The sequence below is a fragment of the candidate division KSB1 bacterium genome (assembly GCA_016214895.1).
GTDB lineage: Bacteria > Electryoneota > RPQS01 > RPQS01 > RPQS01 > JACRMR01.
This window is the reverse complement of the sequence record JACRMR010000022.1, coordinates 1-9,295: the sequence shown is the minus strand read 5'-3', so window position 1 is coordinate 9,295 and position 9,295 is coordinate 1. Positions and strand designations below refer to the sequence as shown.

Genomic DNA, 9,295 nt, shown 5'->3' with positions numbered 1-9,295 from the left:
GGGGGGCAGGAGCGGGTTCAGAAGGCCCAGCTCCGCAAACAGGTTCTGCGCGTGCTCCGGGAAGAGCGACTTCTCATCGAGCTCCTTGGCTCTCGGTGCGATCTCCCGGTCCGCGACCTTGCGCACCATGTCCAGGGTGATCTTCTGTTCTTCGGTCAGGCGGTTCATCGGACAACCTCCGGATGGGGTGTGGCATTTCCTGGTTCCGACGGTGTTGGACCTTTCAGGCAGTCTCCTTCAGGATCTCCCTGGCAATGACCAGACGGTCGCCTTCGTCCACGTCGACCCGATGTCGATTCCGGCGAGATATGTGCGGGGCCTCTATTCGTCCAGCGTCTCGATGAAGGCCTCGATGCGCGTCCGCATCGGTGCAAGGGCGCCCTCCGAGTAGTTGTGCTCCACAGACGTGAAAGGCACTTTCAAGTACCGGAGGTAGTCCATGAGGTCCACCATCTCAAAACCGTGAGGATCGCAATACCGAACCGTCAGCAGGATCACGCCGTCGACGTCCCAACCCTCGATGAAGCGCCGGAGATGGCTGTAACGAGCCTCCAAATCCGTGACGTGATCTTTCTTCATTGCCCCCTGTCCCTTGTCGATGAAGGTCCTCGCAGTACGTACGTCCACCAGATACCTCTTCGCGAGCGCTGACATCAGATCGCCACTCGTGTCCACGTCGCTCTGGAAGGGGCGGGTGCCCTCGTCCAGATCGTCTGTCACCACGTTGGCCCCGCCAGCTTCGATCACGTCCAGGTATGCGGCGTCGTCGACCACGCTGCCCCACACCATGACGCGGCGCCGCTTGGGCGGACCCCCGTGACCTCGGCTTCCGGCCTCGGCGATGACTTCGCGTAGGAGCGAGAGACTCGGCCCAACCGGCAGGCTCTGGACCGCGAGGATCACCTCCAGAGTTTCGCGCCCCGAGAGCGCAGGGGGATCGGCTCGGTTCAGATCATAGAGTGCCCGGACGAGGGCCCGTTGCTCGTTGTACGCGCGGGTCGTTTCCCTGAGCTTCTCTTGGGAGAGGGGTCGCCCGACGAACCGGCTCATCTGGGTGCAGAAGTTGTCGATCTGGTTTCGAAAGTACTCGACGGCATAGCCATGCGTGGTGGCGGGAATATCGATGAAGTGGGTGAAGGGAAAGTTCACGAACGACAACAGCACCCGGGCGGTCTTCTCCTGTGCGTCGCAGGGGTGGGCCATGGCGAAACCGTCGAGGAAGCTCAAGTTGCCCTTGAGCGAAAGGTCCAGGACGCTTCTCATGTAGGGGCAGAAGGCGGCGGGCAACCCGCGATCGGCCTCAGTGACGGGCTCCCGAATGTCGCCGAGGATCCGAAACGGCACCACATCGAAGGCTTCTACAATTTCCAGTGGGACGTGAATCGAGAGATAGCCGACGACCTTCTTTCCGTCCCTTTGCAGGGCCCTGGCGTATTCCTGCCTCGACCGGAGAATCTCTTTGGCTCTCGCTAAACCCGTGTTCGCCATGTCGGGCGCCCCTTCTTCTCTCGGCAAGAGTTACCAGTCCATGCCTGCTCTTTGTCGCTTCTCACGGTGGTGCTCCATGCTCTCCTCGAACGCCTCGGCTCTGCGCAGCGCGTCGCCCGGATCGAAGAGCGTCAGGTCCACAATGTCCCCCTCGACCGAGAGGCTGGGCACGTGCAGTTTGGTCTCGAGCGTCTCGCGGATGAATCCCAAGTGCGTCGATGCGCTTCGGCACGTTACGAGAGGGTGCAAGAACATCCCGTCGATCTTGTATTCTTTGGCGAAATGAACATAGGGGTAGCCCAGGTAGCCGAAGTCACCGCCGTCTGCGGCCGCATACTTATAGTAGCCCGTATTGTATTGGAGGCTGTGGCGTGCGATCTTCTCCACCGGGTCGCTCACGTGCGACAGGTCGATCGGAATCGGAGGGTGATAGGCCCAGCTCTCCACCACGAAGTTCCATCCACGCTCGGCAAGAGCGTCGAAGAATTTGAGGCTGTGCCACGGTGGCAGTTCGGCAAACCCGAGTCGGTACTTCTCATGGGCCACGGCGCCTTGGCCCTTGGCGATCAAAGCCGAAACCTCGTCGTGGAGGGCCTGATATTCGGAGATCGCAGACTTGATGTCTCCCAACAGGTACAACGATGCCGGCATGCAAGCCCAGAAGTGGCGGGAATGCATAGGGCAGGGAGCCGCTTTGCGAAGTTCGTTCACCTCGTACCACACCCGGTTCATCTCGGTCATGTCGGCCACGACCTCTTCCAGGCGGTCCGTGCTGAGGCGCTGGCCCAACAACCGCTCGACGAACCGGATGAACTCCCGCGTGTTCTCGGTGGCGACCTTCACGCAGCTTTCGTAGACCCCAGGTTGGAAGAACTCCTTCACACCCGGGATGGGCATCTCCAGGGTGTAGACGGGCGCGTCAAGGTAGTGCCCCAGACCTTGGAACCACTTGTAGCGGGCATCGCATAGGGAGTTGGACGCCACCAGCAGGATCGGCTGAGGCATTCCGCCCATCGGCGCCTCCGGCGGGATCTTCCCTTCCATCTCGCGCATCATCCGGTGGGTGTAGCCATAGTTGTTTCGGGCGTAGCTGCAGAGGTGGGTGGGGAAGCCCGCGGCATCAGACCGTTCGAGGTAGGTAGCAGCCACACCGGCAGACGCGCAAACCGCCCCGTAGTTCTCGGGGTAGACCACCTCGACGTCCATGGCCTTGAGGATCGGCGACCCCTGCCAGAAGTTGACCATGCTCCACACCGGGGGCCTGCCCTCAGCCATCGCCTCCACGCTCCTCTTGTAGGAGGCATCCACCCTGGCGCGGAGCGGATACATGGATTCGAGACTGTTGATCCGTTTGACTTTCTTCTCAGGGCCCATCGTCGCTCCTCTTCCGGTCGTCCGTCTCTTTGACGCCAGGGCCAAGCATCCCAGGATGTGTCGCCAGGTACTCTGCCAGCGTCGTCGACGCGTGTGCCGCCGCCCATGGCACGAGGGAGTTCGTTTCCAGACGAAGGCCCCCTGCCCTCTTGTGGTCTTCCGCCGTGATTCAGATCCGGTTGGCTGGCACACACTGACCGCTCACCAGGCCGTCCGTCTGTGCAGGCCCGGCCGGCTTTGCACACAAATGCTAGGGTGAGCAAGCAACGTGCCAACAAGATCCTGCACCGGTCATTCCGGCGACCCGTGAGCAAATACTCTCCTGTTTGGGAGGAGTGACGGGTCCACGAAGCAAGAAACACTGCGTGAAAAGTGTCTCGCGTTCGAAGAGGCACCAAGAACCGATGGCGCTCATGGCACACGGCCCTATTGGCGCCCATCATTTCTTGGGCGGAAGGTCGCTCGGCCGCACGAGAACTGCCACGACCTCACAGGGGATCGACGTTCCGCCTTGTAAAGAAGCAGACAGGCTGCGCTCCCCGGCTCTGTGGTTGCTGGACGACGCCGTCGGCCAAGGGGAACATTCCGCGTTTGCACCGCATGGTGTTGGAAACAGTTGTCTCGAACTGGCTGACATGGCTGGGCATGCCGTTTGCTGACGACCGAGGCAATGGTCTGTTCGACTTCAAAAAGGTGTCAAAGTCCCGGGCGACCGTCGGTTGAGAACCCGAACCCGCAGCCCGACACATAGAAAGGCATCATGGACCGAGATCCCAATGACCACAGGCCAGCGTCATGTGAAGGAGCGAGGGCCGGGGCCCCAAGATCGGCAGACCGGCTCTCGACGGGTCGCAGCCAGACGGAAGGAGGCGCTCACGCACCCTTCAGGGCGGTGCCCGGGACTTCGCGACATTCGGCCCCAGCCGTTCGTTCCCCGGTGTCTGAGGGCGCGTTGAACTTCGGCGACCTCGGTACCCGGAACCCGCGACTCATGCAGGTCATGGCCAGGATCGCCAAGATCGCCCTGACGGACTTGAATGTCCTGCTCGTCGGTGAAACCGGGACCGGAAAAGAGGCGATCGCGAAGCACATCCACGACGAGAGCAGGCGGCGATCGCGTCCGTTCAAAACGGTCGATTGCCGAACGATCGACACACGAGTGTTCGGTAACAGTTTCTTCGCATATGCGCATGCGACCTTCACAGGTAACGACTCCCGGCGCGGACTGGATCTGTTGGGTTCGGCGGACGGCGGGACCCTGTTTTTGGATGAGATCGGAGAGATGCCTGTGCTCGTCCAGGCCGGCCTCCTGACAGTCCTTGAAACCTCGACTTTCGGGTCCGTTGAGTCGGACCGGGAGGTGACCACGGACTGCCGGGTCATCGCCGCAACCACTCGGTCGCTGATGGAACTGGTAGCACAGGGCACATTCCGTTCGGATCTCTACTACACGCTCGGCGTGGCCACGTTCGCAATCCCACCCCTGCGGGAGCGGCCCGAAGACGTGCCTCTTCTCGCGGAGCACATGATGAGAGCCTTTTGCGAGAGGGCCGGTGTTCAGAAAAAGACACTGTCGCCGGCAGCGGCCAAAGCGCTCGAGCAGTACAATTGGCCCGGAAACGTCAGAGAGCTTCGCAACACGGTCGAATCGGGAATGCTTCGCTGCGACGGCGATGAGATCGGTTTGAGCGACCTCCCGTCAACTGTGGCGAATGCTGGGAGTAACGGGCCAAGCGTCACGAGCCGGAAACAGCACTCCGAGCGCCCGGGAGCGCTGGGCGTGTACGATCGGGCCTGGACTCTACACAACGATGAGCGCCGCATCATTCTTCGCGCGCTGGCACGACACAAGAGGGTTCGCCTCGCAGCGGAGGATCTTGGTATCTCGCGCTCCACTCTCTATCGGAAATTGGAAGCGTTGAACATCGATTACAGGTCCATGTTCGCGACGTCCGTGCGAGGCCCCGGTAACCGGCACGACTGAAACATGACGTGATTTGGGGTAATGAATGCCGCCCCGTCCAGGGGGCCACCCTGCAGGCAACTCCCATCGCCCTCCCCCTCCGCCCGGCTGCTCGACGAACGCCAGCCAGGCGCGCCCTAGCTGAGACACACTCCTTGTCTCAGCCCTGACCCACCTCGCAGAGCCTCGCGATCACCCTCCTGCGCGTTCGGTTTGCGCTCCGACTTCATCCCAGAGCGCTTCTTCCAACGGTGGAAGCCCTGTGCCTCTCCCATGTTTGCTTCCGAGGCACCCTGCGAAATCGCAAGTTCTGACTGGGCACGAGTGTCTCAAGGCCAAGTCTGTTCGCACGTCGAGTGTCTCAAGGCCAAGTCTGTCGCACGTCGAGTGTCTCAAGGCCAAGTCTGTTCGCACGTCGAGTGTCTCAAGGCCAAGTCTGTTCGCACGTCGAGTGTCTCATCGAACAAACCTGGTTTGTGGGTCCAGAGGGCCAATAAGGCCGCCTGGAAGAGGACTTGGCGAGAAGAAGAAGCGGCAGCCAGTTGGCAATAATTTCATAATGGCACGCCGTTTGCTCACCGCTACTCCCACCTTGAAAGATACACCAAACAACGCAAAGGAGAGGAATGGTTGAGACGACACTTCGGATAGAAATGAGTGATGCGATGCGTAGGCCGGAAATGAGCGGATACGGAGGACTGAAAGGAGCGAAAAAGGGATGGAAACTCAAGAAGCGATGAACCTAAAGAGCGTGGTAGACGTCAAGGCCGAACCGGGCGATCTGGAGGCCTACCCCCAACCGGGATTGCTCGTACCCGAGGCCCTCAAGGAGGCGGGGGTCGAGATCAATTTCGGGGTTTGGGGTGGCCACATGTGGCCGTTCATCGACCCCATGATCAAGCAGGGCATCAAGCACGTTACGGTGAGGCACGAGGGCACGGCCGGCTATGCGGCTGAGGCGTACGCTAGGGTGTCCGGAAAGCTCGGCGTGTGCATGGCCACGGCTGGACCGGGCGGAACGAACCTTCTGAGCTCCGTGCACCAGGCCGCGGTCAGCGATACCCCCATGCTGTGTCTCCTGGGCGGCCACGAGTGCCAAGACGACGGCGTGGCGACTCTGCAAGAGTGCTACGGGGAGAAGGTCTTCGAGAGCTTTACGAAACTGTCGAAACGACTCATCGACGCCAGAACCTACAAGTTCTGGCTCCGCAAGGCCATCCAGGAGGCAATGACCTTTCCTCGGGGGCCCTCGGTGCTCGAGTTCGAGCTCAACGCCCTCACCGGCCCCCATCCCCCCTACCAGAACCTCTATCTTGAGAATTGGCTGAAGGAACCGGTTCTCGTGGCACGCCCGGATCCGCGAGTGGTCGAGAAGATCCTGGACCTGCTCTCCTCCACCGACAAACCCGTCCTCTACGCGGGCGACGAGGTGATGTGGACGGGTGCCCAGGCCGAGCTGAGGGAGTTCGCACGGCTTGCTCAGATTCCGGTGATGGGTCGCCGCGGCGGACGAGGCTCCTTCCCGGAAGACGATCCCCTGATCTGGAAGTCCGCCGATATTGGTGCCGCGGCGGACATCTTCCTCGTCCTCGGCGCGAGAATGGACTTCTACGACTTCTTCGGCACTCGGTTCCAAATCAAGAAGGCCGTTCAAATCGCAGAGGCGCCCGAGTACGTCAGCCCGTGGATCCCGACGGAACTTGCGGTCAACGCGAACGTCAAAGCCACCCTTGAGGACCTGATCGCAGCGCTGAAGAAGAAGTCTTCGCCAGTCCCGGCGGCCCGGGCGAGTTGGCTTGAGAAGGTGAGGGAGGTCGAGAAGCATCGGACCGACCACCTGCAGCAGCGGGCCGAGCAGTTCAAAGATTTGAGCCCCGTCCACCCCGCGTGGCTTGGCAAGCTCATCGTCGAAGAGGCCGACGAGATGTACAAGGGCGAGCTGTACTACTCGTTCGACGCGTTTACGGGCAGCAACTTCCTGAGCCCATACGTCCAGGCCAAGTTCGCAGGCCAGATCCTTGACGCAGGGGCGTTTGCCGGCGTCGGCCACGGGATAGGCCAGGCGATCGGCGCCTCTTTCGGCTGCGACAAGAAGAAGATGGTTCTCGCCATGATGGGCGACGGAGGCATGGGAGTCCACGGGATGGACGTCGAGACGGCACTGCGCCACAAACTTCCGATCGTCTACGTCGTGAATAACAACGGCGGTTGGATGGGCGGGTCTGAAGCGCAGTATGGACGCAACTTTGGTTGGTACGGCCTGCCGGAAGGTGAGGTCGCTCCCCACTTCGTCATCCCCGACCAGCGCTACGACAAGATGTTTGAGGCGATCGGTTGCCACGGAGAGTGGGTCACGACCAACGACGGAGTCCGCCCCGCACTGAAGAGGGCCTTCCAGGCGGCGGAACAGGGCAAGACCGCAGTTGTGAACATCAAGGTTGATAGGAGTCCGGTCCAGTCGCTCCTCGACAGCGCTATCTGCGTGAACATGTGGAAGCATATCCCTTGGAACGAGGCGACCCGGTACCTCCGGAAGATGCGCCTGAAGTTCGGTGGTAAGGCGTTCAAGTTCGAAAAGTATGGGCTGAAGCCGAGCGACGTGAAGTACGACCGGTGGAATCTGCAGGAAGAAGATTACGAGCTTGGAATTCCCGAGGACTAAAGGCGGCTCCGTGCTGGCGCATCAAATCTGTGCGCCAGCACGGAAGGTGCGGCAGCCCTACGAGTTTGCTCGCTGAAAACGCTTCTCGGAGCCTCGAAACCTACCCGCCTAACGAAAGGAGCTGCAATGAAGGCACTCATTATGAAGGGAATTGGGCAAGTAGAGATGGTGGAAAGGCCGATTCCAGAGCCTGGACCGCTTGACGTTATCATCAAGACCACTGTTGCGCTGATCTGTACCTCCGACGTCCACACCGTGTCGGGGAGCATGGGTGACTTCTCGGGTCGAGCGCTCGGCCACGAGGCCGTCGGAGTCATTCATAAGCTTGGCGATCTGGTCAGGGGCTTCAAGGTGGGCGACCGGGTAGCAGTAAACGCGATCACGCCCTGCTGGCAGTGCCACAACTGTCAGCGGGGCTTCTCGTCCCAGTGCACCCAACCTCTGGGAGGCTACAGGTTCACGGCTCAAAAAGACGGCAATCTCGCAGAGTACTTTCATGTCAATGACGCTCAGGGGAACCTGGCTCCCATTCCTGACGACGTGTCGGATGAGGCCGCGGCCTACGCGACAGATATGATGTCTACCGGGTTCAAGGGCGCAGAGAACGCCGACATCCCCGTGGGAGGGACGGTTGCCGTCTTCGGGTTGGGCCCGGTGGGCCTCATGGCGGTGGCCGCGGCAAGGCTCCTGGCGGCGAGTCGAATCTTTGCGGTGGACTGCGTGCCTCACCGCTTCCAACTCGCCAAGGAGTATGGGGCCGACGTCACGGTCAACTTCAAGGAGTTGGATCCCGTCGCCGAAATCATGAGGCAGACCGGCGGAGTTGGCGTGGACTCGGCCATGGAGGCCCTCGGCTCTCAGACAACCTTTGAGAACTGCATCAAGGTGACCCGCCCCGGTGGAACCATCTCCAACATCGGCTACCACGGGCACGGAGACTACATCAACATCCCCCGCTTGGATTGGGGTCTTGGCATGGCCGAGAAGACCATCCGGACGCTCCTGTGCCCTGCGGGAAGCGAACGGATGGCGAGACTCATGAGCCTCATACAGGCAGGCCGCGTCGATCCCACCAAGCTGAGCTCGCACCATTTCAAGTTCGCCGATGCAGAGAAGGGGCTCCGGTTGATGACGACGAAGGAAGACAATGTGATAAAACCGGTGATTCACTTCGGTTAAAGGTCGTGAGCTCCTCACAAGCGAAGGAGGATAGTTACCATGAAGAAGTTTTTTCTTATCGCGAGCGTCATTACCATTGGCATGCCGGCCATTACCCAAGCTGGCCCGCCTTCTGGGGCGGGCAACAACGCCAGGGATTACATCCCAGCCCCTGCTGGGACGGCGGCGATGATCACGTACTGGAAGCACATCTCCGGCAACAAGTTCTATGCTGACGGCGACAAGGTATCAGACAATGTCGGCGTCAGCGCGGACGTGTTCATTCTGAGGCCGGTCTACTGGACACAAGTCGGTTCGCTCGTCTTTGATCCCCAGCTCCTGGTCGTCGGCCAAGACCAACAAGTGGATGCCGGAGCGGGTGGCGCAGCGGCCACGGGGCTCGCGGACCCAGTCGCCGTGGCGTCATTCTGGGTCGTGAATCAGCCGGACAACAAGTTCTGGATGGCTGTCAGTCCCTTCTTCAACATCCCGATCGGGGAGTACAATAAGGAACGTCCCGCAAAAAGTCGGTTTTCGGAAACCGTCCCCACCGGCCCGATGGAGCCTGACCGATGGGTGACTGCTGGGCTGTCGGTCGGCAGCGGCCTAAAAGAGGGGCTGGCACGAACCGGCACGGCATGGACATGATG

Annotated in this window: 7 protein-coding genes; 4 read left to right on the top strand and 3 right to left on the bottom strand. The window is 60.8% G+C overall.

The genetic code is table 11. The features are described from left to right. From HZB60_11755 to HZB60_11745, 3 genes are all read right to left on the bottom strand, one after another. Nucleotides 1-168, bottom strand: a 168-nt coding sequence (locus tag HZB60_11755) for an acyl-CoA dehydrogenase family protein (GenBank protein MBI5060443.1), incomplete at its 3' end; no start/stop codon positions are given. A 153-nt stretch (nucleotides 169-321) separates the two neighbouring features. Then, nucleotides 322-1,488, bottom strand: coding sequence for a 2-hydroxyacyl-CoA dehydratase (locus tag HZB60_11750; GenBank protein ID MBI5060442.1), 1,167 nt, complete (start codon nucleotides 1,486-1,488; stop codon nucleotides 322-324). 30 nt (nucleotides 1,489-1,518) lie between these two features. Continuing rightward, on the bottom strand, nucleotides 1,519-2,862 hold the full coding sequence (locus HZB60_11745; protein ID MBI5060441.1) for a 2-hydroxyacyl-CoA dehydratase: 1,344 nt from the start codon (nucleotides 2,860-2,862) through the stop codon (nucleotides 1,519-1,521). 952 nt (nucleotides 2,863-3,814) lie between these two features. Between HZB60_11745 and HZB60_11740 the strand changes: the two genes are divergently transcribed. The 4 genes from HZB60_11740 to HZB60_11725 all read left to right on the top strand — a co-directional run bounded on the left by HZB60_11740 (nucleotide 3,815) and on the right by HZB60_11725 (nucleotide 9,293). Continuing rightward, a complete protein-coding gene (locus tag HZB60_11740; GenBank protein ID MBI5060440.1) occupies nucleotides 3,815-4,846 on the top strand; it encodes a sigma-54-dependent Fis family transcriptional regulator in 1,032 nt (343 codons plus the stop codon). A gap of 697 nt (nucleotides 4,847-5,543) precedes the next feature. After that, a complete protein-coding gene (locus HZB60_11735) occupies nucleotides 5,544-7,487 on the top strand; it encodes a thiamine pyrophosphate-binding protein (protein MBI5060439.1) in 1,944 nt (647 codons plus the stop codon). Nucleotides 7,488-7,613: 126 nt separating this feature from the next. Further along, entirely contained in the window at nucleotides 7,614-8,666 is a 1,053-nt protein-coding gene (locus HZB60_11730) for an NAD(P)-dependent alcohol dehydrogenase (GenBank protein MBI5060438.1), read from the top strand. A gap of 39 nt (nucleotides 8,667-8,705) precedes the next feature. Further along, complete coding sequence (locus HZB60_11725; protein MBI5060437.1) at nucleotides 8,706-9,293, top strand: transporter; 588 nt, start codon at nucleotides 8,706-8,708, stop codon at nucleotides 9,291-9,293. Nucleotides 9,294-9,295: the final 2 nt, after the last annotated feature.